Origin of the sequence: Mycobacterium sp. NAZ190054 (genome assembly GCF_001545925.1) — a bacterium.
Classification (GTDB): Bacteria; Actinomycetota; Actinomycetes; order Mycobacteriales; family Mycobacteriaceae; genus Mycobacterium.
On sequence record NZ_LMVQ01000477.1, the window covers coordinates 1 to 1082 of the forward strand.

2 protein-coding genes are annotated in these 1082 nt (G+C 71.1%); one reads left to right on the forward strand and one right to left on the reverse strand.

Annotated elements, in window-relative coordinates; translation table 11 throughout:
* The coding region (gene lspA / locus ASJ79_RS24490) for a signal peptidase II (protein WP_067961094.1) at positions 1-580 on the reverse strand (580 nt) is incomplete at its 3' end.
* A gap of 42 nt (positions 581-622) precedes the next feature.
* Here lspA and ASJ79_RS31570 point away from each other — a divergent pair.
* A partial coding sequence (locus tag ASJ79_RS31570; protein WP_369803759.1) for an asparaginase domain-containing protein occupies positions 623-1082 on the forward strand: 460 nt, incomplete at its 3' end.

Below are 1082 nucleotides of genomic sequence, written 5' to 3' on the forward strand. Positions count from 1 at the left end.
GGCGCCTCCCGACGGTGTCCTCGCCGCCGTCCGGCTGGCGCCTCCCGACGGTGTCGAAATCGAACCCGAACAGCGACAGCACCACCAGCAGGATCGCCCCGCCCACGACCGACGGGTCCGCCACGTTGAACACCGGCCACCACCCGATGGACAGGAAGTCGACGACGTGACCGCGCAGCGGGCCGGGCGAGCGGAAGAACCGGTCCACGAGGTTGCCCATCGCGCCGCCGAGGATCAAGCCCAGCCCGACGGCCCACCACGGCGACACCAACCGCCGGCCCATCCAGATGATGCCGATCACCACGCCGGTGGCCACCAGCGTGAGCACCCAGGTGTAACCGGTCGCCATCGAGAACGCCGCACCCGAGTTGCGCACCAGCGTCCATGTCACCGTGTCGCCGATGATCGACACCGGCTGACCCGGCGTCAGCAGCTTGACCGCGAGCACCTTGGTGACGATGTCCAGGACGAGCACCACTCCCGCGACGGTGAGGAGCAGGCGCAGTCGGCGCCGCGGAGGCGTCGCAGCCGGTTCCCCCCCGGTGGTGGGCTCGACCGGGCTCGACGATTCGTCTGTCACGCCTCCATCATCGCAAAGTGCCGGTGCGCGAGAATCGCACCCATGGGTCGCCTCGTCGTCATCGCCACCGGGGGCACGATCTCGACGAGCGCCGACGCCGACGGGGTGAAGCGCCCGGCGCGGTCCGGCGCCGATCTGACCGCCGGGCTCGACGTCGAGGTCGTCGACGCGCTGACGGTCGACAGCTCGCAGCTGACCCCGCCCGACTGGGACCGGATCGGTGCCGCGGTCCGCGACGCGGCCGGCTCCGGCGCGGACGGAATCGTCGTCACCCACGGGACCGACACGATGGAGGAGACCGCGCTCTGGCTGGAGCTCACCTACGACGGCGCCGTGCCCGTGGTGCTGACCGGGGCCCAGCGCAGCGCCGACGCGCCGAACGATGCTGGCCGCCATCGCGACTGCCGAGATGGGCAAGCCACTGACCGAGAGCCTGGCCGAGATCGATCGCACCGTCGCCGAAATCGAGTTCACCATGGGCGAACCGCACCGGCTCTTCGGG